The organism is Peribacillus sp. R9-11, assembly GCF_031345095.1.
GTDB lineage: Bacteria > Bacillota > Bacilli > Bacillales > DSM-1321 > Peribacillus > Peribacillus butanolivorans.
The window spans coordinates 2,387,182-2,410,278 of the sequence record NZ_CP133763.1; the positions used below are offsets into that span (position 1 = coordinate 2,387,182).

Here is a 23,097-nt window from a genome sequence, read left to right on the forward strand (position 1 = left end):
ACTCTGAAGTAGCTCCTACTTTATAACTTTCTATACTTCTCTGGTACTCTGGAATCGAATATAGGGACTTCTTTTCTTATTTGCGGTACTTTCTCTAAATTTAAAGTTGCTTTTAATTCACCAACTTCTTGATCTAATTTTTGAACAATGTCTCCCCATGGATCTACAATTTGTGAGCAACCTGCGAATTCCACTCCTAACTTTGTTCCCGTTACATTTGATGCAACAACATACATTTGGTTCTCAATTGCGCGTGCACGAAGTAAAGTATTCCAATGTGTCTCCCTTGCGAGTGGCCATTCTGCTACGATATGTAATACTTGAATACCTTGTAATGCTAAGTCACGAATAATTTCAGGGAATCGTAAATCGTAACAAATAATAATCCCCATTTTCACCCCTTCAAGTTCAAATACTTCCACTTGATTATGACCGCCTGTTAAAAACTTGGGTTCATCTAACATCGGAACAAGGTGCATCTTGTCATATGTATAAACAATCTCACCCATTCGATTTACAATAACTGCACGATTAAAGATATCTTTACCTTCTAGTACGGCAATCGAGCCACCCACCAAGTTTACATTAAACTTCTTAGCCAGTGATTGTAAAAATTCAATTGATTGATTACCATCCTCTTCGCAGATTTCTTTCAATTCTTCTAACGCATAACCCGTAGACCACATTTCAGGAAGTACTACAACATCCAAATCATCACTGTAGTTAGCTTCTAACCAGCGTTCAATGATTTTCCTATTCACTTCAGGATTTCCAACTACTAAATCCATTTGAAATACTAGATAATTCACATTGGTCACTCCTCTTAATTGTATTTAGTTTAGTAATGAAGTATCTGGTTTCACAAACAACCATAAGATAGCTGCAATAAACACAGGGATTATAGTTACTCCTAATGTGATATTCCACCCAAAGTTTTCTGCTAACCAACCACATAATAACGGTGATACAAATGCTCCTAGATTTCCCCACAAGTTCATCCAACCTGATATGGAACACTCTAACTTTAGCGGTTTCGACAAGTTCTCTGTCTTCAAGTATATATTCTTTTTCTTGTTCATTCACTAACTATTAGTACAAACATGAAAATTCAGTCAATTTAAAGTAATAAGATTGTTATACATATCCTTCTTTACATTTATTAAGCAGTTAAAATATATCTTGATCAATTTATGATGCAGTTTCTCTCTTTTGTAGGCTAAGGGTTGGTTCGTATTATAATGTTAGGACATTTTACTTAATGAGCTTTTTAAACCGGTATCCATATCAAATATAGAGGAAATATACATTTTTGATCATCACTTTGAAGACCATACTTTTAAGATTTTATTAAGTCACTTATATTAAAAGATGAAGAAAAGAATGTAAAAATATATGTTGCGTAAAAGGGAAATAAAGGGAGATGGAGGGATATGGCGTTTACATGCACTGAATGAAGACCAATCGTTTAGAAGCCCGATTATCAGTAAATATAGGTCCAGAGCAGCTTTGCATGTTTTCTCATTCAATGATAGGATGTGTACGATATTAAATATAGAAAGGATTGATTCTTCATTAATTTTCTCGATTTAACGTACACGTTGGCAATGGAAAAAGCTATGTTTCGGGCTCATGGGATCGGTTATGCACAATATGCTCAAAAACTGGAGCAACGTATAAAGGTTGAACAAGAACGGGAACAAGATTATTTACAAAGCAGACGTATATTAGAGGTAATGAGAGCCAATCTTTTTATGAAATGAATAGGTTTATATACAAACTCAGTTTGCAAATAGAATATAAAAACTCATAAACAAAAGAGAGAGTAATCTTAAGATTGCTCTTTTTTGTCTTGTACTAAATAGATTTTGGATAACTTTTCCTAAAGCATAGACCATTGTTGATAAGTACAACTTCGTTCAAAAAGTGACTAAAGCATTGGATAAGAACGAAAGAAATCTCCGGGATTAAAGAAAGCTCATTTTATCCTCTTTAAAGGCTATTTAAATCTAAAGGGAAAACACAGGGATAGAGATATTAAATTACAAAGCGAAGATTGGAGTAATCTGTTGTATCTTTATAGGTTTTCACCACAAAGAAAGGTAAGGATATCGTATCCTTACCTTTTAATGGCTAAGCTCCTAATATTGTCTATATACATATGGATCCTTAGGTTCAACGGTTTTATTATATGATGATACTTTGAGTATCGGAATGGTCTTCTTAAATGGCTGATAATAAATGGTTTCTAATTCTCCTGTCACGGAATACCACTCATCATTTTTAGGATTCATCCCTTCCGGAAATTCGATTAACATACCGAATGCCCCAGAATCTGCGACACAGTGAATGATACCGAAACGAAACAGAAATACTTGGTTTTTGGCTACATCCTCTGAATTGTAGGAAAATCCGGTTAACGTAATTTGTTTACCGGTGAACTTTCCAGGAGAGTAATAGATGGCTTCTAAATCGGTAAGGTAGTTTTCGTCGGTTAAATGAAGACTATTATGTTCGACTAAGTTTTGGAGCGACTGGTCCATTAAAGTTAAATAGTCATCCTTACCATAATAAAGACTCGTATCAGGCTGCAGAAATTGATGCTGACTATATTCATCTGTGTCATCGTATACTGGGAAATGAAATCCTTTTTTTTCTACGATATTTGAATCCATTGTGGCAACAGGCAGAAAAAGGCCGGTGAAAATGGGAATCAAAAATAGCGAGTAAGTAAGGATTTTTTTCCATACCTTGTTTTCATGAGAGTGATCATGTCCTCGATGACACTCTTCACACTCTTCTTGATCTCCTTCTTTTAAATAAAGGTAAGAGCCCATTAACGTAAAAATAGCAAGTATATAGATAGCAATCTGTGAAACATAAGAGTACTCCATATTAATATATTTCGATATATTCCCTGAGGCGTGTAAATGCATAAATAAAAAAGTAAGTCCAAGTAATATAAATAAACGAACCATATATAACACCCTCTTTAAGAAATAAACAATAAAGTTAAGCCAAGTACGGAAATAAAAATATAGGCCATCAAGCATAAAACAAATTTTGTTTTAAACGTACCTAAAAGCATTATCGTATTTTTGATATCGAACATGGCCCCAAATACAAGAAAAGCAACTAGAGAAGAGGTCGAAAAGGTACTTCTAAAAGAACTTGCAACAAAGGCGTCTGCTTGAGAACACAAGGACATGACATAAGACAAAGCCATCATTACTACATTCCCAGATAGATTTCCTTGACCAATTTCAAGCAATAGGGATGTTTTCAAAAAGGTTTGAATGGCAGCTGCCAGAAGTGCGCCAATAATTAAATATTTTCCTACAGAAAAGAACTCTTCAATCGAGTGTCTAAACATTCCTTTTACTTTGTCTGTAAATGTATGAGAATGGTGATGTGTATGTCCTATATGATCATGTTTCAGTTGATTAGTTTTAAATTGAAAGGATAGGATGAATGCAATAATAATGACGACCAAAAATGCAATTCCGCCACGATAGAAAACCATACTCCAACTATTCCCAAACGCAATATAAGTGGAAAACAGAACAATTGGATTAAGAATAGGTGCAGAAAGCATAAAGGCAATGGCCGCTGAAAGAGGAACACCTTTAGCAATTAAGCGGCGGGTAATCGGGACAATTCCACACTCGCATGCAAGAAATAAGACTCCTGCACCTATTGCGTATAAGACAGACAAGACTGGGTTTTTCGGTATAATCTTTGCAATCATCTCTTCAGACACAAACATTTGGATTATTCCAGATATAAGGACTCCCAATAGGATGAAGGGAAGGGATTCAATTAGGATGCTAATAAAAATGGTATTCATTTGCAAAAGTGCCTGATAGTTCATCATAAACCACCTTCCATAAAGCTGACTTATCCATATTAGTTTTGTTATACAGGGAAGTCAATTTTTTATTTCTGGAATAACAATCTAGAAGTTGATTTTGTAAGAGAATATAGGTAAAGTAGGAAAATTTACGGAATGTATCCAGGTTTTAAAGTAAGGTTAACAGGTATATGAGAAAAGCAACTTTTTACCGCTGGGATGCCAAAAGTGGTATTTTCTATACCAAAGCATGATTTTGCAAAGTTCTGTAAACATTAGGATCAGTCACGCAGAGCCATTTCAACAATCTATGAATCGGGAGGATTATAACGTTGAGAATGTATAGAAAAGCTATAATAAAGACGGTAGCTTTTTATGAAGTCTAGACCTACTTTAAGGAACTCTATTTATTCAATTCAACTATAGGACTACTTATTGGAAAGGCTGAAATCCTTGATGTATCAAGGGTTTTAGCCTTTTTTTTGTAATATTTACTTTCAGCTGATTGTTGCTGACTTTGCTCCTTAGAAGTAACTAACAACTAATATTATTGATTAGAATAAGTAATAGACATTAATGTAAAGGAGAAGTTGTAATGGGTAACATACTGTAAAGGAGATGAATTGATGGTGGAACAATAAATTTCCTTCGTTAATTATCTGAAAAAATATATTAATATAATAATTCGGATTATTAGAAAGTGTATTGTATTTACAAATAAATTAATTTACAATGTTACTCATTCCTATAAAACGCGTTAAATTAATATCCTTGTATAATATCAGTGTAAATGGTCTGATAGTTTCTACCTGGCTGCCTTAAAAATGCCGGACTACAGGGAAGTATGAAATAAAAGAGGCCTAACAGGTATTTAGTCACTCGTTCCCTAAGTAAGTTTGATATTGCTGCTTATAAAAGGTTCTTATTTGACTCAAGATACATTGTTTTTAAAAGCTCTTATTTTTCATTCTTTCTGTCCTGTGGCTGAAAGTGTGAAAAATAAGGGCTTTTTATATTAAATAATGCTTTTTATATTAAAAAAATTGGAAAAGATAAATCAAAGGGGATGATAGCATGTATTTTTTGTTGAATATACTAGGTGTTTTAGTTGTGATGGGCATCGTTTACCTTTGTTCACCTAATAAAAGAAATGTTAACTGGAAAGCCATTCTTAGCTTGTTAGTGTTAGAGTTACTTATTACTTGGTTTATGTTATCGACTAAAATAGGGGCATGGGTCATTAATCAAATTGCATCTTTCTTTACTTGGTTGATTTCATGTGCAAATGAAGGGATTTCTTTTGTCTTTCCGTCTGTTATGGCAAATGAGCAAGTTGATTTCTTTTTCAGTGCCTTAATGCCAATTATTTTTATTATAACGTTTTTTGATATTTTATCGTATTTCGGTATACTCACATGGATTATCGATAAAGTAGGATGGCTCATTTCAAAAGTGTCTAGATTGCCAAAACTTGAAAGTTTCTTTTCCATCCAGATGATGTTTCTTGGAAATACAGAGGCACTTGCCGTTCTCCGGATTCAACTCGCTGCGATTAAAGATCAGCGTTTATTGACATTTGGAATCATGAGTATGAGTAGTATCAGTGGTTCCATTATTGGAGCATATTTATCCATGGTACCTGCAACATATGTATTTGTCGCCATTCCTTTAAACTGTTTAAATGCCTTGCTGATTGCAAACATGCTCAACCCAGTCAGTGTCAGTAAAGAAGAAGATGTCGTTTATGTTCCTACTAAAGAGGAACGTAAAGATTTCTTTTCCACCATTTCTAACAGCATGCTAGTGGGAGCCAAGATGGTTTTCGTCATCATGGCAATGGTTATCGGTTATGTGGCGTTAACAGCAAGCTTGAATGGGATATTTGGTTTCTTTGTGGATGGCCTGACCATTCAAAAAATCTTCTCTGTGATTTTTAGTCCATTTGCATTCCTGCTTGGATTAACTGGACATGATGCCATGTATGTCGCTCAATTGATGGGAATCAAGCTTGCCACGAATGAGTTCGTTGCCCTGCTCGATTTAAAGGATAAAATCAGTACACTACCCCCGCATACAGTAGCTGTTGCTGTCACTTATCTGACGTCATTTGCCAACTTCAGTACAGTAGGCATGATTTATGGAACATTCAATTCCATCCTTAATGATGAGAAATCGAACATTATCGGTCGGAATGTTTGGAAGCTGTTGCTTAGCGGGATGGCTGTTTCCTTGTTAAGTGCTATGATTGTAGGATTATTTGTTTGGTAATCAATAAAAAACAATGACTTTTTCGTGTAATCAGCTAAAGGGTAAGGAGTAAGTCCACTCTTTATTTGAAAACAAATATATCTATTAATTTCGGTGTGTTAACTACAATTTTAAAACAGACAACGAACTTGCAGGTGAAAAATAGAAACCCGTTGAACTTAATCGGGATTATGCCAGTCTAGTGTGGTAGGACCTAAAAACACTCATTTCTCCGGAGATGAGTGTTTTTATTTGCATCGCTAAAAGACTCAGTTAGTTCAACCTTTTGTTTAGCTTCACATGGGGTATTTTGTGTGTGGTTTTGTTAAACAGATTTCTAAGGAATAGATATCCTTCAAAAGCAAAGAATAAAGAAATATTGACACATAAGCTTCTCTCTTTACATAGGATAGGGGGGTATGGTATTATGATTTTAAGGAGGGGTGAGAGATGGATAAAAAAATAAATGAGCAAGGTTCGTTCATTGAAGATGAAAATGGCGAATGCTGTATTACCTCTTCCCACGGCCGAAAAAGTCATCACTCTGAAGTAGTGAAAAAGAATTTAACGACCCGCTTAAATCGTATCGAAGGTCAAATTCGAGGTATTAAGGGTCTTATCGAAAAAGATACTTATTGTGATGATGTTATTACCCAGATAGCTGCGACACAAAGTGCCATGAATAGTGTGGCAAAGATTTTATTAGAAGGTCATTTAAGAAATTGTGTAGTAGACCGACTGAATGATGGGGATACCGAGGTCATTGACGAAGTGCTAGTAACGATACAAAAATTAATGAAAAAATAAAGGAGAAGTGATTAGGGTGGAAAACGTAACATTGAAGGTAACTGGAATGTCATGTGGTCATTGTGTGAATGCAGTTGAAGGGAATGTAGGAAAGCTTTCGGGTGTAGAAAGTGTAAAAGTACATTTAGACGCAGGAAAAGTAGATGTTGCGTTTGATAATGAAAAAGTATCACTTGAAAAAATAAAAGAAACCATTGATGATCAAGGCTACGATGTTGAATAAGGAATAAGGGTGCTTTTAAAGCACTTCTTTTTTACAATATATTATACCCCATGGTGGTATAAAGGGGCGGGGATAAAGTGAGCAAACATATAAAAGAAACAAGTATGCAAATTTCAGGAATGACCTGCGCGGCCTGTGCAACACGAATTGAAAAAGGGTTAAATAGAATGGAAGGTGTTGAAGAGGCCACTGTTAATTTGGCCCTTGAAAAATCAGTCATTACTTATGATACAGAAAAGTTAAGCACCCAGGACTTTGAAAAGAAAATTCAAGATCTTGGCTATGATGTGGTAAAAGAGAAAAAAGAGTTTACCATTACGGGAATGACCTGCGCGGCCTGTGCAACACGAATTGAAAAAGGGCTAAATAAGATGGATGGAGTATCCAAGGCCAATGTAAACCTAGCACTTGAAAACGCGACCGTTGAATATGATCCTTCTGAAGCTTCCCCAATTGATATTATTCAACGAGTTGAAAAGTTGGGCTACGGGGCGATCATCAAGGATGATAACAAGGAATCGGTGGATTTTCGCCAGAAAGAAATTCAAAAACAAAAGAGAAAATTTATTTTTGCCGTAATTTTGTCATTCCCGTTGTTATGGGCGATGGTAAGTCATTTTAGTTTTACTTCGTTTATTTATATGCCGGATTTCCTCATGAACCCATGGGTGCAAATGGCGTTCGCAACGCCTGTGCAATTCATCATTGGTAAGCAATTCTATGTAGGGGCATATAAGGCTTTGAAAAACAAAAGTGCGAATATGGATGTTTTAGTTGCAATGGGAACGTCCGCTGCCTATTTTTATAGTGTCTATCAATCGATCATCGCCATTGGAGTCCACCACCATACTGCACAACTATATTTTGAAACTAGTGCCATCCTTATCACCCTCATTCTTTTAGGGAAGCTCTTTGAAGCAAAAGCAAAAGGACGTTCATCAGAAGCCATTAAAAAATTGATGGGACTTCAGGCCAAAACAGCCTTGGTGCTGAGGAATGGTGAAGAGCGCGAAATACCTCTAGAAGAAGTCATTGTTGGAGATACAGTTTTGGTGAAGCCAGGTGAAAAAATCCCGGTGGATGGAGAGGTCGTCGAAGGGAACTCTGCCGTCGATGAATCCATGTTAACAGGAGAAAGCATTCCAGTAGATAAAAGCATGGGAGATACTGTGATTGGTTCAACCCTGAATAAAAATGGTTTTCTCAAAATGAAGGCCACGAAAATCGGCAGAGATACCGCTCTTTCGCAAATCATCAAGGTGGTAGAAGACGCTCAAGGGTCTAAAGCTCCAATTCAAAGGCTCGCTGACCAAATTTCTGGTGTTTTCGTACCCATTGTTGTCGGAATCGCCCTTTTAACTTTTCTCGTATGGATAATCTGGGTTAATCCTGGTGAATTTACACCAGCTTTTGAAGCGATGATTGCGGTACTTGTAATAGCTTGCCCGTGTGCTTTAGGTTTGGCTACCCCAACATCAATCATGGCTGGGTCAGGGCGTGCCGCAGAGTTCGGTATTTTATTTAAAGGCGGTGAACACCTGGAAACTACTCACCATATTGATACGGTTATTTTAGACAAAACGGGAACTGTTACTAATGGTACACCAGTGTTAACCGATGTCCTCATCGAAAATGGAATGGGTGAACAACACTTTTTATCTCTTATCGGGGCCGCTGAAAAACAATCTGAACACCCACTTGCACAATCAATTGTTCAAGGAATTCAAGAAAGAAAAATATCACTTGGATTGGTTCAGGAGTTCGAAGCTATTCCAGGTTACGGGGTAAAAGCTGTAGTGGATCAAAAAGTGTTACTGGTGGGAACACGGAAATTAATGAATCAAAATAACGTGGATATTACAAAAGCACTACCGGCCATGGAAGACCTTGAAGGGCAAGGTAAAACCGCGATGCTGGCTAGCATTGATGGTGAATATGCAGGTCTTATTGCTGTGGCAGATACCATAAAAGACACTTCTCAAACAGCCATAAAAAGGTTAAAAGAGATGGATATTCAGGTCATCATGATAACGGGTGATAATCAAAGGACTGCTCATGCCATAGGAAACAAAGTTGGCATTGACCAGGTCATTGCGGAAGTACTTCCTGAAGGGAAAGCGGAAGAAGTGAAAAAACTTCAAGCAGCTGGAAAGAAAGTGGCTATGGTTGGAGATGGAATCAATGATGCACCAGCACTTGCCCTAGCTGATATTGGTATGGCTATCGGGACGGGGACAGACGTGGCCATGGAAGCTGCGGATATTACTTTAATTCGTGGGGATTTAAACAGCATTGCAGATGCTATTCACATGAGTAGAAAAACCATGCGAAATATTAAACAAAACCTGTTCTGGGCCTTTGCCTATAACGTAATAGGAATACCGATTGCGGCTATTGGGCTACTTGCCCCTTGGTTAGCAGGTGCTGCCATGGCATTTAGTTCTGTATCCGTTGTAATAAATGCACTTCGACTGCAAAGGGTAAAGCTTTAAAGATAAAATTAATATTTTGGAGAAGCATTGGTACTCGTATCAATGCTTTTTTTAGTCTCTGTTAAATAGTTCTGTTGATATTTATAGTTGCTTGTTTTCCACTAATTTGACTTACAAGACACAGCATACTTACTTAGTGGAGAAGCACCCTTACATCTTATTGAAGGCCTATTGGAGTTAGCGACTCCTGTTCATGCAAAAGTATATTCAAGAGTTTATCAAGTTCTTGGCTCAAATGTAATGTTTTTGGTGAGGTGAATCCATGTTTCAAGGCTGTATTTATTAATTCTTTCCTCATTGTCTCTATTTTATTATGTAGCAGTTCCATACTTTCCAACGAAAATCCCCTCAAAACCTTTCCTTTATTGTAGTATATTTATTATTACATAAATTAGGATGATTTTAAATATTATAGTAAGTATTTACTTATTAAAAGTAAACAAATTCTGGCGGGAGCAATACAAATCTTCCTCACTATCATTCGATATATGTAATTACAGATAACTATTCATATAAAATTATTACTTCCATACATAACGAGCCGTTAAAAAACATCAGGACTTTAATTTGATATAGCATAAATTTGCAATAAAGAATATAATTTGTATTAGGTAAACTTTTTTTGATTTTATTTTCATATAGTGAATATCTCCATTTTGAGAGAGTTGTATTCGTAAAACTGTATAATTTAGGAGAATTTAATATTTGTTGAATTTTAAAGAGAACCTGTTTATTCTCCTTTTTACTAACTGTATTTCGTTTATTGCTAGATGGATAGGATTAGTAGCTAGGTTTATCAAAAATTACTTAGAGATGAAACTAATAAAGTGTTAAGAAGTAACAAATGGTTTCGACAAAATAATTTTAGGATAGACAAGCTCTATTATTTACTATGAAGATGAGGGAAAATTTCATATAGTATTGGAATGGGTATATTCGTTTAAAAGCGAATATTTAAAAGGGAAGCCGGTGCAAAATCCGGCACGGTCCCGCCGCTGTAATGGTGAGTCCTATGCAAGAAAGTCACTGGATAATATCCGGGAAGACGCATGGAGATGATGAACCTAAGTCAGAAAACCTGCCCGTTCTAAAAATGCTGTTAAACCTACGGGAGATAGGGAGGTGTTAGAGTGCTAGAAGACGAATTTGTTCTTAAACTATAAGCATTTCTGACCGTTAAATCTGGTTGGAAATGCTTTTTTATATTTCGTAATTTTTCAAATAGATAAAATTCCATAATTGAAGGTGAGAAAACATGTTTTTAAAACGGTCTAATTTATTCCATTCTTTTGTTGGACTACTAGTAATTTTCACAATTTTTGTTACTGGTTGCAGCAACACAACAATAGATCAAGAAAATACATCAAATAAAGATAAACAAAAAGTTGTTACTTTTTCATGGCCTGGGGATATAGGTGACTTAAATCCACACACATATTTTCCGAATGAGTTTTTTTCCCAGGCTATGGTATATGAATCCCTAGTTTATTACGGTGAAGGCGGAGAAATTAAGCCTTGGCTTGCAGAGAGCTGGGATATATCGAAAGATGGAAAAGAATATGTATTCCATCTGAGGAAAGATGTTAAATTTTCCGATGGTTCCCTCTTTAATGCTGCAATCGTTAAGAAAAACTTTGATACCATTTTAGATAATCGCAAACAACATGAATGGGTGGAATTAATTAACCAAATCAAAGGTACTGAAATAATAGATGAATATACATTTAAACTTATTTTGAACAACGCGTATTATCCAACTCTGCAAGAACTAACTTACATTAGACCGCTGAGATTTGTAGGAGAAGCTGCTTTTCCTGACAGTCAAAACACATTTAAGGACGGACTCAAGTCTCCGATTGGCACAGGACCGTGGGTATTGAGCGAATATAAGAAAAATGAGTTTGCAGTTTTTAAAAGGAATGAACAGTATTGGGGTACTAAACCTAAAGTAGATAAGGTGGTTGTTAAAGTCATTACTGACGGTGAGTCAAGAGTATTAGCTTTTGAGAAAAAAGAACTCGACTTTATTTTTGGAAACGGGGTCATAAGCCAAGATTCATTCCAATTTTTGAAGAATTCAGGGCAATATGAAACCAAATTGTCAGAACCTACAGCTACAAGAACGCTTCTTCTTAATTCAAACAGAGAAGCGACTAAAGACCTTAAAGTTCGGTTAGCTCTCCAACATGCTTTTAATAAACAGGCTGTTATTGATAAGATCTTTTATGGTATGGAAAAAAAGGCTGATACTTTGTTTCCACCTACTTTGCCATACACGAAAATTAATATAAAGCCATATGAATATGATGCAGAAAAAGCAAAACAGTTATTGGATGAAGCCGGATGGAAACAAGTGAAGGGGAAACCATTTAGAGAAAAAGACGGAAAAGAATTGCAATTGGAATTACTGTTTAATAGTACAGACAACATCCAAAAGTCAATCGCAGAATTTACCCAAGGTGATTTTAGAAAGCTAGGAATAGATGTTAAGTTGACTAGTCAAGAAACTAATACTTTTTGGACAAATGCATTTCAAGGTGAATTTGATTTATTATTTACATCTACTTGGGCTGTACCATTTGATCCACATTCCTATTTAGCTTCTATGACGACAAATACGGAAAATGGTGGTCCAGATTATAACGCTCAATTAGGGTTGCCAGTAAAAAAAGAAATAGACCAGAAAATTAAGAAAGTATTATTAACTACAGACGAAGAAGAGAGAAAAATACTGTATTCAGAAATATTAACGACATTGCACGAACAAGCAATTTATTTACCGATATCTTATCAGTCTAATATAGCAGTGTATCAAAAAAACATTAGTGGAGTAGATTTTTTACCTCAAGAAGCTGAGGTCCCTTTAACTTCAATTGACGTTAATTGAAGTGGGGATACTTAAAAACAACTTAAGGAGTGCTACATGAGTTGGTTTATTTTTAAACGTCTCACAAGTTTAATTCCAATTTTATTAGGAATTTCGCTCATCACTTTTATCTTGCTTCACTTAATTCCTGGAGATCCGGCAGTAGCTTACTTAAGGGCGTCACATATACCTCCTACGGATGAGACAGTGGCAGCCCTTCGAGTTGAGCTTGGATTAAACAAGCCTTTATATGTCCAGTATTTTGAGTGGCTGGGAAAAGTGTTGCAATTGGATTTAGGGATGTCTTATGTGTCCAATAACTCTGTATGGGAAGAAATTGTGGTACATTTCTTCCCAACAGTTCAATTAACAATTGCTTCGCTTATCTTTATTGTTTTTATTAGTTTACCCTTAGGAATGATTTCTGCTATTTACAAGGGGAAATTTGTTGATCAGTTTAGCAGAATACTAGCCTTTGTAAGTGTCTCTATGCCAACCTTTTGGCTTGGCTTTCTCTTGATCTATTTTTTATCAGTAAAGTTAGATTTATTTCCTGTATTGGGAAGGGGGACTTTGGCTCATCTAGTGCTTCCTTCCTTGACATTGGCTTTTGCGTATATAGGTACGTATATGCGATTGCTTCGGGCTAGCATGCTGGGAAATTTGAATGAGCCATTTGTTGTTTATGCTAGAGCGAGAGGGTTGCGCCAAAGACTAATCGTTATCAGGCATGTCTTAAAAAAGTCCTTACTACCTGTGGTAACTGGACTTGGCATGAGCTTCGGTAACATGCTAAGCGGAGCGGTTATTGTTGAAACAATTTTTGCTTGGCCCGGCATGGGACAGTTATTTGTCACATCTATATTAAATCAAGATTATCCGATGATTCAGGGGTGTGTATTATTTATGGGCGTGATCTTTGTGGTCTGTAATCTTCTTGTGGATCTTACATATTCTTTCCTGGATCCTCGTATACGCTGGGAGGGAGAGAAATAAGAGTGGTGCAAAACGTGAAACGAAAGCTGATGACACATAAGCTCATGATGATCAGCATCATGATTATTTCCTTCCTGACAGTATTGGCTCTTTTTGCTCCTTTTTTGGCTCCTAATGATCCGAACTTGATTGATATCGTTCAGAAGCTGCAAGGGCCCTCCTCTCAGTTTCCATTGGGGACTGATCATTTAGGGAGATGTATTTTGTCCCGATTAATCTATGGAACACGAACCTCGTTGGGAACAGCCTTCCTTGTCATGGGATTAATGATGATTATTAGTATCCCACTTGGTATTTATGCAGGCTTTATAGGGGGGAAGGTTGATTATCTCTTCATGAGAATGTGTGACATACTCATGGCATTCCCAAGCTTTCTTCTGTCCCTTGCTTTAGTCGGAATTTTAGGACCGAGTCTTGGCAATCTGATTTTGGCGATGGTGCTTGTCCAATGGGTTTTTTATGCACGCGTCATTCGAGGTATGGTACTTAGTGTAAAGGAGCAAAACTTTGTCTTAGCAGCCAAAATATGCGGGACACCAAGGAGTAGCATTATCATCAAACATATCTTACCTGCCATCATCTCTCAAGTTGTTGTATTAATCTTTATGGACATCGGAGGAGTTATTTTGGCAATTTCTGGTCTCTCTTTTCTAGGTCTTGGCATACAGCCTCCAGATGCAGAGTGGGGAATGATGATCAATGATAGTAAGCCATTTTTTAGAGAAACCCCTTCATTGATGCTGTACCCTGGGATGATGATCTTCATCGTTGTGATTGCTTTTAACTTGTTTGGCGAAGCTTTGAGGGATGCTCTAGACCTAAAAAAGGAATAGAAGGGAGGATGGAAGATGGGACAAGACCCCATTCTAACTGTAGACAAATTGAATGTTATTGTAACGACACCGTATGGAGTGACTCAAACTGTCCATGATGTTAGTTTTAAGCTGGAGGCTGGGAAAGTGTTGGGCCTTGTCGGAGAAAGTGGATCAGGGAAAACGATGACATGCATGTCTTTGTTAAATCTTTTACCTGAAAAGGCAAAGGTGGTACAAGGGAGTATCAAGTTTAAAAATATTGATCTTTTAAATGTTTCCACAGAAGACTTAAGGAAAGTACGGGGTAGTGAGATCGCTATGATTATGCAAAACCCTATGATCGCCTTTAATCCTGTGAGGACGATAGGGCGGCATTTTATTGAAACACTTAGAACTCATTTGCCCATAACGAAGCAGCAAGCGCGGAAAATGGCTGTGGAGTATTTAGAAAAAACGGACCTGCCTAATCCAGAGAATGTCTTGAAGCAATATCCGTTTCAGCTAAGCGGCGGGATGCTGCAACGGGTTATGATTGCGATTACCATGTCTTTAAGTCCATCTATCATCATTGCTGATGAGCCGACGACTGCACTTGATTCGACAAACCAACTCCAGGTTTTGAAACAGTTGGATAAGTTAAGGAAAGAATACAATACATGCATTTTATTAGTATCACATGATTTAGGGGTGATTGCTCAGTTAGCTGACGAAGTAGCTGTAATGTATGGCGGCTATATCGTTGAGAAAGCACCAGTGTTGAAGTTGTTAAATCGCCCAATGCACCCGTATACCAAAGTCTTGTTAGAATCCAGACTTGGATTAACAAGAAGAAAGATAAAGATTGAAAAACGTGCCAGCGTTTCGCGCCCCAATTTAATAAATAGTGAAAAAACATGCCCTTTTTTAGAACGATGTGAGGACGCAGATTATACATGTTCTAGTTATAATCTTGAATTTAAAGAGTATGAAAAAGACCATCTAGTACGATGTGTAAAATCAAGATAAAGAGTTAGGTGGATGAAGAGTGAGCTTGCTTGAGTTGAAAGGAATAAAGAAAACATACTTGTTGGGGAACCCTATTTTTGGGAAGCGTAAATCTGTTGAAGCCATTAAGAGCATCTCTCTAACTATGGAAGAAGGAGTATGTTTAGGCCTTGTTGGAGAAAGTGGATCTGGAAAGAGTACCCTGGGCAAAATTATTCTGGGACTGGAAAAGCCGGATCAGGGAGAGGTATGGTTTCAGGGGAAGAGCCTTTATTGTTTAAAGGCAAAAGAATTAAAGGAGTTACGGCGAAATCTGCAAGTTGTCTTTCAAGATTGTTATAGCGCTGTTAACCCAAGACTAACGGTAGGGGAGATCATTGCTGAGCCGTTAAGAAATTACGAAAGGCTTACGTCTGTTCAAGAGAAAAAGAAAGTACAGGAGCTTTTGGAGATCGTTGGGTTATGCCCGGAAGATATTCGTAAATACCCACACCAGTTCAGTGGAGGACAGCTACAAAGAATCAATATCGCAAGAGCGATTGCCTTAAAGCCAAAGTTAATTATTCTTGATGAGGCTGTAAGTGCTTTAGATGTTCTTGTTCAAGTACAAATATTAAATCTTTTGGCACAATTAAAAGAAGAGTTTCAACTTTCATATCTCTTTATTTCCCATGATTTACAGGCAGTCAATTACATCGCAGACCGTCTAGCGGTAATGTACAATGGTGAGGTTGTTGAATGGTTAGATGATTTGGAACAAATTGAACGATTAAAACATCCTGTTTCAAAAAAGTTATTGTCATCTGTGCTGCCTCCATATCCGGGAATATTGTGATGCGTTAATTATAGGTTTGTGATGTGGGAAATTAGGTTAGTAACGGAATATCTGAAAAATCAAGTGTTTAAGCTCCGGTGTAAAGCCATTCCATCTCTTATACTGGTACATCTATATGGGATTCCGTTCTCCGTTGTTTTTATCAATAATATAAGTGCCGATTTATTCTTTAATGGGGTCTAAAGTGAAAAACGCGATAGCGTATAATATCTGTGTTTTGTCGGCAGAATCTATCACCATCAAGTTAAAATTTTATGAAGACTATAAACCAGTACCTTATTCGAATAAAACAAAGCCACCTATCATTAGAAGGTGGCTAGAATTTTTTAGAGTTTTCTCCAATAATAAGTAACCACTATTAACAATCTTTATTCAAAAACAACAGCTTATTCGGTTTGGTATAACGGTACTTCATTAAAAACGTTCAGCAATATACTGTTCAGCTTTTTTTCAGTCTTTATATAAGGGGTCTCGGCAGTTTTTTTGCGGAAAAAATGCGCTAAGCAAATTCTAGAATAAAAAAGTGACATTTATTATACTTTAGGACCATTTTTTATGAAACAAAACTATTTTTCAACGTAATTATTCCTCAAAAACCTTTTTGCCTAAAACAAACCAGACATTATTGACGCCTTGTCCATTTATATCACCGGCCTGCTTATCTTTCACAAAGTAATAAAGTGGATGCCCTTTATAAGTTGTTTGCTTTTGTCCGTCATCTCTTATGATAGTATTAAACTCTTTTTTGTTGAATCCTTTAGCGGAGAAAATGTTATCTGCATGGAAAGGTGGCCAAATTTCACTACATTGACCTTTGCAATTACTGACGGTAGAATCATCTTTTGTGAAATAATAAAGGGTCATTCCTTCTTGGTCTGCTAAATATGTCCCTACTTTGTCTGATCTTAGCCTTTTAAGCTTGTACTTTTTTGACTCATCCTGAATTATATCCGTGATGGAGAAGGTCTTAACATTCACACGTGCAATAGAGAGATCCCGATTTAATACATAAGCCCGGTCCCCGTCGTGGCTAAAGACAATTGCTTGTCTTGGTTCATTGAAACCGTCAATTGTTTTAACTGCGCGGTGATCAGCGACATTGATTACGTCAATCGTATTGTCAGCTTTATTACTTGCAAAAAGGAGCTTGTTATCAGGCGAAAGAGAAGCACCATATGGCTCACGACCCACTTTGATTTCACTCTTTATATTGCCGTCAAGTGTATCAACTGCGGAAATGCTGTTGCGTCCGCTGTTCGCGGCATACAATGTACCTCCATCAGCAGTGATCGAAATTCCGCGAATCATAGAGAAACCTGATATTTCACGAATGATTTTCTGTGTTGGGGCATCAACGATGGATACTTTATCTCCTTGAAAGTTCGTGACAAAGATGTATTTTCCATCTGGAGAGACTTTTATGCCTTGTCTTGGTTGGGCGAAACCGGTAATGACGGCCATCGGTTTTCGTTTTTCCAAATCCACGACAGTGACAGAATTGTGTGCTTGATTGTTCACATACAATATCTTTCCATCAGGGCTGACAGCAGTCCCGAATGCACCTGGACCAACGACGACTTCATCTTTCAAGGTGAAGTTTTTTGTGCTGTAAAAACGAAGCGTACCGAGCGTGCTGTCTGAGACGACAAACTCGGAGCCGCCATCAATAAACACGATGTTTCTCGGTGAACCAAAGCCGTCGATCTTTTTGCGCAGCTTACCTTTTGTAAGATCATAGACTAGGACGGATTGTTCACGGCTATCTGAGACAACTGCTATTTGCTCATCCGGACTTACGGCAAGGGAATTGTTGGTGATGTGGGTGTCAAAGCCTGTCTCTGACACTGGAATTTTACTTTTAGTAGAAGAAGCACCAATTACATTTGGTAGAATAACCACAGAAAGTAAGGCTATAATCCATACACTTATAAACTTCATTTTTTTCAACATTTCTTCACCCCGTGAAATTATTTTCTTGTTAAATGTTAAAATACGATTCTTTAAGCCTTAAGCCAGATTGATAAGCAGGAGAATTAAATATATGTCAATTTGCAGCAGATTCTTAACCACCTTCCTTCGAAATTTTTTAATCGAGCTGTAATTTTGCTCCCTTTACTATAAATAAACGTATAGAGGAGGATATTGGTTTGATTATTATTAAAAAATTTATGATTCATGTTTAGAGTGAATTGTATTGGATCCAGTTTAATTGCGATTTTGATATGTTGATAGACTCTTTCAGGAAACGTTTTCTTCTACACTTATCTGGAAGGGGAAAATAAAGTCACGTACATTTGACCTAAAAATGATATGTGAGCCTGCAATTCTGGACATGGACTTAAGTTAATGTCATTAAGCGAAATAAAGAAAAGCAGAAAGCTCAGATTTTGTCGTTTGGGGTGCGAAAATGATTTGCAGATCGAGGGGAATGAAACTTCAAAGACGACAGTATCCTTCGGTTTTTGAGATACGATTATCACATAATATGAAGTATTAATAGATGCAACCTAATCGAACTGAAACCTATTTGTAACGATTAAATAAAGGATTTATAAAGAAAATTAGGAAAAAAGACTGTCAACTTATCTAGAATATTATGGGAATTGATTAATGAATGGTTAAGTCATACTGTTTTTTTGTTTATGGGGTTCCAAAGTCCCGTATCTAAATACCTGATTTAAAAATTAGTGATTTACATTCCTTAATATGTCTTTTAAAAAGTCCCCCTATACTAAAACCAGATTCAAAGAATTATATAGGAGGGGAAAGATCAATGAAGAATGAAAAAGCTATGGATGAATTGATTAAGAATTGGAGCGAAGAAAGCTTAGGCAAAAATATGGACCGCCGGAATTTTATCCAGGGAGCGAGTAAGCTTGCCGGACTTTCATTGGGTCTTGCCCTTGCGCAATCAATGGGAGGGATTGAGGTAAATGCTGCCCCAAAATTCAGCGATTATCCATTTACTCTTGGTGTATCATCTGGTGATCCACTCTCAGATAGTGTTGTTTTATGGACAAGGTTGGCTCCAGATCCGTTGAATGGCGGGGGAATGCCTCATGAAGCTGTTTCAGTTAAATGGGAAATTGCAAAGGATGAGCATTTTAGAAAAATTATAAAGAATGGCAAGGAAATAGCCAGGCCAGAACTGGGTCACTCTGTCCATGTGGAAGTAAGCGGGTTAAAACCTGACAAGGTTTATTTTTACCGTTTTAAAAGTGGAGGGGAAGTAAGCCAGACAGGGAAAACGAAAACACTTCCGTTATTAGGTTCCAGTGTTTCTAGTCTGACATTCGCTTTTGTTTCATGCCAACAATTTGAACATGGCTATTATACAGCATATAAACATTTGGCAAAAGAAGATCTTGATCTTGTCTTTCACCTTGGCGATTACATATATGAGTACGGTCCAAATGAATATGTTTCATCTACGGGTAATGTCCGTGTACATAACAGTCCGGAGATTATTACACTTGAGGACTATCGAAACAGATACGCTCAATACCGTTCTGATATACATTTAAAAGCAGCGCATGCTGCATTCCCATGGGTCGTGACATGGGATGACCATGAAGTTGAAAACAACTATGCAAATGTAATTCCGGAAAAGGGACAATCAGTGGAGGCATTTATCAAACGCAGGGCAGCTGCTTATCAGGCTTACTACGAGCATATGCCACTTCGTAAATCGTCATTGCCAAAGGGGGCTGATATGCGTTTATACCGGAATTTCTCATATGGTGACCTGGCTTCTTTCTTTGTACTTGATTCACGGCAATACCGTGATGATCAGGCAAACGGCGATGGTAGCTCACCGCAAACGCCAGAGTCTCTTGATCCGAAGCGTTCATTACTCGGACCAGAGCAGGAGCAGTGGCTAACTGAGAATCTTTCGAATTCAAAAACAAAGTGGAATGTGCTTCCTCAGCAGATATTCTTTGCACAGCGGAATTATGGAACACCTACTGCTCCAAAATATAGTATGGATTCTTGGGATGGTTATCCGGCTGCACGCGACCGTTTGATAGATGTAGTAAAAAGCAAAAACATTGAAAATCTGGTCGTATTGACCGGTGATGTACATGCTAGCTGGGCTTCCAATTTGAAAACTGATTTCAATGATCCAAACTCAAAGACTTTCGGTGTGGAATTTGTCGGTACATCCATCACATCTGGTGGAAACGGGGCAGACAAACGAGCAGATACTGACAAAATATTAAGCCAAAATCCACATATTAAATTCTTCAATGATTACCGTGGGTACGTCCGATGCAAGGTAACACCAGAGCAATGGAGGGCGGATTACCGTGTGGTTCCATTCGTAACAGAGCCTGGGGCAGATATTTCAACAAGAGCATCCTTTGTTTTTGATAAAGATCAAGCTGGACTCAGAAAAGTATCATCAGCCATAGTCGCTGAAGGTGTCCAAAAAACTAATGAAGTCGAAGAAGATCGTACGCGCGCCCATAATCGTGCACATGAAAAACAAAGGATGAACAAGCGGGGGAAAGTCACTAATTAATAGTTATCCAGAGTGATACTTGAAGGTTAATAATAGTTAATATATATAAAATGGAAAAGTATCTAAAAAGGAGTGGGTCTGAGAATGCTTTCAAATATCGGAATTCCTGGGTTGGTCATCGTGCTTGTTATTGCTCTAATCATTTTTGGACCCTCCAAGCTGCCGGAAATCGGTCGGGCTTTTGGACGCACTTTATCAGAATTCAAAGGTGCAACCAAAGGATTAGTATCTGATTCAGATAAAGAGGAAGAAAAAGAGAATAAGTCTGAAGTGAGAGCTGTTAAAAAAGAGGGATAAATAGGAATGATGAGATAGCGGGCGGGGAGACTCGTCTGCTTCTTTGTATGTCGTCAATATTGTAATAGTTGTTGCCAATAAGTTCAAAAGAAATTCAGACTAGACGGAGCTTAAATAGTATTTCCGTGTTTTTTTTTTCTTCAAGCTATATTATAAAATACTTGCCACCACTCGGGGGGCTATTGGTTTGTACGCAAAGTGACCAAAAAAGGAGGAGCAAATATGGAAAGCAAGGATTCGCACGTTATTGAGCATATGGAGGAACTCCGAAGCAGAATTATAAAAACTCTGATAGGTTTTGTTGCTTTCTTCATATTGAGTTTCATATTCGTACAGGATATATATGAACTGCTTATTAAGGATTTAGAAGGAAAACTTGCAGTTCTCGGTCCAAGTGAGATCCTGTGGGTCTATATGATTATCGCTGCTGTATGTGCAATAGCTGCAACTATTCCGCTAGCTGCATTTCAGGTATGGCGCTTTGTAGCACCTGCATTGAAACCCGAGGAGAGGAAGGTTACATTTCGTTTTATCCCTGGGTTATTCATCTTATTTATCATAGGAATCTCTTTTGGATATTTTGTGTTATTTCCTATTGTTTTAGGGTTTCTGACTTCACTTTCCGCTGGGCAGTTCGAGATGATGTTTACTGCGGAAAAATATTTTCGGTTTATGATTAACTTGATTTTACCATTTGGTATTTTATTTGAAATGCCGCTTGTGGTCATGTTCCTAACAAGATTAGGAATATTAAATCCTACAAGGCTGAAAAAGTCACGTAAGATTTCTTATTTTGCCCTGGTTATCGTATCAATCCTGATTACGCCCCCGGATTTAATTTCGGACATTTTGGTTATTGTCCCTTTGCTTGTTCTTTATGAAGTTAGTGTACAGCTGTCTAATATTGTTTATCGAAAAAGGCTTTTAAGAGAGCAATCAGCGTTTCCTGTTACATGACAGGGAAATTCAGCACGTCCATTATTGAATGGATCATCTTATTCCCATAGTCTCTTAAACCAGCAGGGGAATTCCTAGCTTCTTAGGAAACAGAAGCTAAACCAGAACCTGTTGGTGCAGGTGGCTTGGGCATGCCTAATATGGAGGAATGGGCAGCATGATGTAATAAGGGGTTAAAAACCTTGTTATATCAACGTCTAAAATGATAATATGCTATTCTTGTCCTCGGATTTTAAAAAACACGGCAACCTGTGACAAAAAAGCTAACTATAGGAGAAGGTCTTTCATCAGTTTGCTAAACTGTTGGGAGGCCTTTTCTTCCATATTGGCGGTCATGTGAGCATATATTCATTGTAGTATTAATATCTGTATGTCCAAGTCGCTGTTGTATTTCTTTAATGCCAACTCCAGCTTCAATCAATAATGAAGTGTGCGTATGTCTAAATGAGTGTGGAGTAATGTTCTTTTCTATTTCTGCTTTTTTTAGAAGCCTTTTTAGCCGGGTCTCAATAACTTTTCTTAATTGTGGATGCACATTCTCTCGAGCGAAAATAAATCCGTTATCTTGGTAAACAAGGCTGTTTTTTAATTTCATTTCATTTTGTTTAAGCCGATGCTTCTTTAACATGTTGATCAGCATTTCATCAATCCTGATTGTTCGGACAGAGCCCTTTGTCTTTGGCGTTAAAAGCTGATATTTTTCAAAATGATTGTTAGGGTTATAAAGAGTTTTAGTAACTCTAATAGAACCTTGCTTTTCATTAAAATCCCCCCATTTTAAGGCAATAATTCACCTATTCGTAATCCGGTATAGGAAAGTACAATGAAGACAAGATGATCCATTTCAAGCCAGTCTGTATAGGATAATTTAAGAAAATGGGCAAGCTTCTCTTTTTCAAGAAAGACAATATCCTCTTCTGCTTTCTCCAGTTCTTCAACACTTTGCTGCTTTTTGGCATTTTGAAATCCTCAGTAGGATTATTTTTTATCAGGCCTTGAGTTAATGCTTTCCGAAAAATCATTTTTCCACAAGTATGAATACCATCCATATAATTTTGGCTGTATTTTTCGTTTAATTCCAGAATCCTTTCTTCATACATTTTCTTAGTAATGCGGCTGATTGGATAAGGACCCCAAACAGAGGTTAAAATGCTTCATTTCCTTTTCTCGGGCTTTTACGCTACTAATCTTGACGCCAAGAGTGGCAAG

General features: G+C 37.2%; 20 protein-coding genes and 2 riboswitches. Of the genes, 13 read left to right on the forward strand and 7 right to left on the reverse strand.

What is annotated here, in order from left to right:
* Positions 1 to 20: 20 nt before the first annotated feature.
* Entirely contained in the window at positions 21 to 809 is a 789-nt protein-coding gene (locus tag RE409_RS11655) for a carbon-nitrogen family hydrolase (RefSeq protein ID WP_309558992.1), read from the reverse strand.
* A 24-nt stretch (positions 810 to 833) separates the two neighbouring features.
* Positions 834 to 1,079, reverse strand: a complete 246-nt coding sequence (locus tag RE409_RS11660; RefSeq protein WP_309558993.1) for a hypothetical protein — start codon at positions 1,077 to 1,079, stop codon at positions 834 to 836.
* Positions 1,080 to 1,604: 525 nt separating this feature from the next.
* Between RE409_RS11660 and RE409_RS11665 the strand changes: the two genes are divergently transcribed.
* Positions 1,605 to 1,760 (forward strand): YuzK family famiily protein, encoded by a 156-nt coding sequence (locus RE409_RS11665; protein WP_217993325.1) that lies wholly within the window; start codon positions 1,605 to 1,607, stop codon positions 1,758 to 1,760.
* A gap of 378 nt (positions 1,761 to 2,138) precedes the next feature.
* Here RE409_RS11665 and RE409_RS11670 read toward each other — a convergent pair whose 3' ends face one another.
* Both RE409_RS11670 and RE409_RS11675 read right to left on the reverse strand, forming a co-directional pair.
* Positions 2,139 to 2,975 carry a TIGR03943 family putative permease subunit gene (locus RE409_RS11670; protein ID WP_201224830.1) on the reverse strand — a complete coding sequence of 279 codons (837 nt, stop codon included), beginning with the start codon at positions 2,973 to 2,975 and terminating at the stop codon, positions 2,139 to 2,141.
* Positions 2,976 to 2,989: 14 nt separating this feature from the next.
* A complete protein-coding gene (locus RE409_RS11675) occupies positions 2,990 to 3,871 on the reverse strand; it encodes a permease (protein ID WP_377374123.1) in 882 nt (293 codons plus the stop codon).
* A 727-nt stretch (positions 3,872 to 4,598) separates the two neighbouring features.
* A riboswitch (purine riboswitch) is annotated at positions 4,599 to 4,702 on the forward strand.
* 219 nt (positions 4,703 to 4,921) lie between these two features.
* On the opposite strand from RE409_RS11675, the gene RE409_RS11680 reads away from it, so the two are divergent.
* From RE409_RS11680 to RE409_RS11695, 4 genes are all read left to right on the forward strand, one after another.
* Positions 4,922 to 6,115: a nucleoside transporter C-terminal domain-containing protein gene (locus RE409_RS11680; RefSeq protein WP_053345682.1), complete on the forward strand. Its 1,194-nt coding sequence runs from the start codon at positions 4,922 to 4,924 to the stop codon at positions 6,113 to 6,115.
* 429 nt (positions 6,116 to 6,544) lie between these two features.
* Complete coding sequence (locus RE409_RS11685; protein WP_201224829.1) at positions 6,545 to 6,901, forward strand: metal-sensitive transcriptional regulator; 357 nt, start codon at positions 6,545 to 6,547, stop codon at positions 6,899 to 6,901.
* A 16-nt stretch (positions 6,902 to 6,917) separates the two neighbouring features.
* On the forward strand, positions 6,918 to 7,124 hold the full coding sequence (gene copZ / locus RE409_RS11690; protein ID WP_053345683.1) for a copper chaperone CopZ: 207 nt from the start codon (positions 6,918 to 6,920) through the stop codon (positions 7,122 to 7,124).
* Between the two features lie 104 nt (positions 7,125 to 7,228).
* On the forward strand, positions 7,229 to 9,616 hold the full coding sequence (locus RE409_RS11695) for a heavy metal translocating P-type ATPase (protein WP_397444182.1): 2,388 nt from the start codon (positions 7,229 to 7,231) through the stop codon (positions 9,614 to 9,616).
* Positions 9,617 to 9,773: 157 nt separating this feature from the next.
* On the opposite strand, the gene RE409_RS11700 is transcribed toward RE409_RS11695, so the two are convergent.
* Positions 9,774 to 9,944: an aspartyl-phosphate phosphatase Spo0E family protein gene (locus tag RE409_RS11700; protein WP_201183307.1), complete on the reverse strand. Its 171-nt coding sequence runs from the start codon at positions 9,942 to 9,944 to the stop codon at positions 9,774 to 9,776.
* A 583-nt stretch (positions 9,945 to 10,527) separates the two neighbouring features.
* A riboswitch (cobalamin riboswitch) is annotated at positions 10,528 to 10,717 on the forward strand.
* Positions 10,718 to 10,871: 154 nt separating this feature from the next.
* Here RE409_RS11700 and nikA point away from each other — a divergent pair.
* Genes nikA through nikE form a run of 5 tightly spaced genes read left to right on the forward strand, consistent with a single transcriptional unit; the run spans position 10,872 to position 16,112 of the window.
* A complete protein-coding gene (nikA, locus tag RE409_RS11705; RefSeq protein ID WP_309558996.1) occupies positions 10,872 to 12,503 on the forward strand; it encodes a nickel ABC transporter substrate-binding protein in 1,632 nt (543 codons plus the stop codon).
* Between the two features lie 36 nt (positions 12,504 to 12,539).
* On the forward strand, positions 12,540 to 13,478 hold the full coding sequence (gene nikB, locus RE409_RS11710) for a nickel ABC transporter permease (RefSeq protein ID WP_201180925.1): 939 nt from the start codon (positions 12,540 to 12,542) through the stop codon (positions 13,476 to 13,478).
* A 2-nt stretch (positions 13,479 to 13,480) separates the two neighbouring features.
* Positions 13,481 to 14,311 (forward strand): nickel transporter permease, encoded by an 831-nt coding sequence (gene nikC / locus RE409_RS11715; RefSeq protein WP_201249613.1) that lies wholly within the window; start codon positions 13,481 to 13,483, stop codon positions 14,309 to 14,311.
* A 15-nt stretch (positions 14,312 to 14,326) separates the two neighbouring features.
* Complete coding sequence (locus tag RE409_RS11720) at positions 14,327 to 15,298, forward strand: ABC transporter ATP-binding protein (protein WP_309558997.1); 972 nt, start codon at positions 14,327 to 14,329, stop codon at positions 15,296 to 15,298.
* 19 nt (positions 15,299 to 15,317) lie between these two features.
* Positions 15,318 to 16,112 (forward strand): nickel import ATP-binding protein NikE, encoded by a 795-nt coding sequence (nikE, locus tag RE409_RS11725; protein ID WP_201224825.1) that lies wholly within the window; start codon positions 15,318 to 15,320, stop codon positions 16,110 to 16,112.
* 582 nt (positions 16,113 to 16,694) lie between these two features.
* Here the strand turns inward: nikE and RE409_RS11730 are convergent.
* On the reverse strand, positions 16,695 to 18,050 hold the full coding sequence (locus RE409_RS11730) for a beta-propeller fold lactonase family protein (protein WP_309558998.1): 1,356 nt from the start codon (positions 18,048 to 18,050) through the stop codon (positions 16,695 to 16,697).
* An 835-nt stretch (positions 18,051 to 18,885) separates the two neighbouring features.
* On the opposite strand from RE409_RS11730, the gene RE409_RS11735 reads away from it, so the two are divergent.
* The 3 genes from RE409_RS11735 to tatC all read left to right on the forward strand — a co-directional run bounded on the left by RE409_RS11735 (position 18,886) and on the right by tatC (position 21,888).
* Positions 18,886 to 20,634 carry an alkaline phosphatase D family protein gene (locus RE409_RS11735; RefSeq protein WP_397444167.1) on the forward strand — a complete coding sequence of 583 codons (1,749 nt, stop codon included), beginning with the start codon at positions 18,886 to 18,888 and terminating at the stop codon, positions 20,632 to 20,634.
* An 84-nt stretch (positions 20,635 to 20,718) separates the two neighbouring features.
* A complete protein-coding gene (locus tag RE409_RS11740) occupies positions 20,719 to 20,931 on the forward strand; it encodes a twin-arginine translocase TatA/TatE family subunit (protein WP_309558999.1) in 213 nt (70 codons plus the stop codon).
* Between the two features lie 222 nt (positions 20,932 to 21,153).
* The gene (tatC, locus tag RE409_RS11745) at positions 21,154 to 21,888 is read left to right on the forward strand and encodes a twin-arginine translocase subunit TatC (protein WP_201224822.1); all 735 of its coding nucleotides are present in this window, start codon (positions 21,154 to 21,156) and stop codon (positions 21,886 to 21,888) included.
* 295 nt (positions 21,889 to 22,183) lie between these two features.
* Here the strand turns inward: tatC and RE409_RS11750 are convergent, their stop codons facing one another.
* Complete coding sequence (locus RE409_RS11750) at positions 22,184 to 22,678, reverse strand: site-specific integrase (RefSeq protein ID WP_309559264.1); 495 nt, start codon at positions 22,676 to 22,678, stop codon at positions 22,184 to 22,186.
* Positions 22,679 to 23,097: the final 419 nt, after the last annotated feature.

Coding starts and splice junctions, on each gene's coding strand:
- nikB (WP_201180925.1), top strand. CDS start 12,540: ATGAGTTGGTTTATTTTTAAACGTCTCACAAGTTTAATTCCAATTTTA.
- nikA (WP_309558996.1), top strand. CDS start 10,872: ATGTTTTTAAAACGGTCTAATTTATTCCATTCTTTTGTTGGACTACTA.
- RE409_RS11660 (WP_309558993.1), bottom strand. CDS start 1,079: ATGAACAAGAAAAAGAATATATACTTGAAGACAGAGAACTTGTCGAAA.
- RE409_RS11695 (WP_397444182.1), top strand. CDS start 7,229: ATGCAAATTTCAGGAATGACCTGCGCGGCCTGTGCAACACGAATTGAA.
- tatC (WP_201224822.1), top strand. CDS start 21,154: ATGGAAAGCAAGGATTCGCACGTTATTGAGCATATGGAGGAACTCCGA.
- RE409_RS11665 (WP_217993325.1), top strand. CDS start 1,605: ATGGAAAAAGCTATGTTTCGGGCTCATGGGATCGGTTATGCACAATAT.
- RE409_RS11720 (WP_309558997.1), top strand. CDS start 14,327: ATGGGACAAGACCCCATTCTAACTGTAGACAAATTGAATGTTATTGTA.
- RE409_RS11735 (WP_397444167.1), top strand. CDS start 18,886: ATGAAGAATGAAAAAGCTATGGATGAATTGATTAAGAATTGGAGCGAA.
- RE409_RS11685 (WP_201224829.1), top strand. CDS start 6,545: ATGGATAAAAAAATAAATGAGCAAGGTTCGTTCATTGAAGATGAAAAT.
- RE409_RS11675 (WP_377374123.1), bottom strand. CDS start 3,871: ATGATGAACTATCAGGCACTTTTGCAAATGAATACCATTTTTATTAGC.
- RE409_RS11670 (WP_201224830.1), bottom strand. CDS start 2,975: ATGGTTCGTTTATTTATATTACTTGGACTTACTTTTTTATTTATGCAT.
- RE409_RS11680 (WP_053345682.1), top strand. CDS start 4,922: ATGTATTTTTTGTTGAATATACTAGGTGTTTTAGTTGTGATGGGCATC.
- RE409_RS11730 (WP_309558998.1), bottom strand. CDS start 18,050: ATGAAGTTTATAAGTGTATGGATTATAGCCTTACTTTCTGTGGTTATT.
- RE409_RS11740 (WP_309558999.1), top strand. CDS start 20,719: ATGCTTTCAAATATCGGAATTCCTGGGTTGGTCATCGTGCTTGTTATT.
- RE409_RS11700 (WP_201183307.1), bottom strand. CDS start 9,944: ATGGAACTGCTACATAATAAAATAGAGACAATGAGGAAAGAATTAATA.